The sequence below is a fragment of the Pseudoalteromonas sp. RWi3 genome, assembly GCF_054960735.1.
In genome coordinates, this window is the sequence record NZ_JBHNYL010000044.1 from 1 (window position 1) to 672 (window position 672).

Below are 672 nucleotides of genomic sequence, written 5' to 3' on the forward strand. Positions count from 1 at the left end.
GAGCTTATGCCCTGCGCTATAACAAATCTGTGGTTTATGTTTTTTACATAACCAACCCTGTGTGGCTCAGACAGTGGGCATACCCAACATTTAAATATGAGCGGTTAACGTGTAGGTTCAATCAAGTCTGATGGTTTTACCAACCCCACTATTAACTCAACACGTTAACCTAATTCATTTCATAGTCGCTAAGAAAAAGCCTTGTGTTCATCAAATGGGACATTGTCTTTCAGCACGTGGTAACACGCTCTTGCCAGTTTATGTGCAACCGTTTTAATCGCGATAACTTGGTTTGTTTTAGCCAGCTTGCGTTGATAATACTTTTTAATTGTTGGGTTATACCGAATGGCAAAGTTAGCGGCCTCAGTAAACGCCCACGCTAAGTATCGATTGCCATTTTTTTGGTTTGTAGCGCCTTTCTTCTTTCCATTGCTGTATCTCGCACCTTTAACGCAGCGACAATAGGAGGAGAAATTACCAGGGCTATCAAAACGTTTAATAGTGCCTGTCTCTAACATAATTGTCAGTGCTAACGTATTCCCAATCCCATCGATACTGGTTAGGTTTATAAACTCAGGGGAGAGCGATGCTTGTTGTAAAATAACGCTCTCTATTGCATTTATCTGCTGTTGAGCACAGCGTATCAATGTGAGGTTGGAAATGACAGAAAGC

General features: G+C 41.4%; 1 protein-coding gene. It reads right to left on the minus strand.

Features of this window, described 5'->3' with window-relative positions; translation table 11 throughout:
* Positions 1-188 precede the first annotated feature (188 nt).
* On the minus strand, positions 189-672 hold a 484-nt coding region (locus ACFI4Z_RS19060), incomplete at its 5' end, for a transposase (RefSeq protein WP_462671891.1).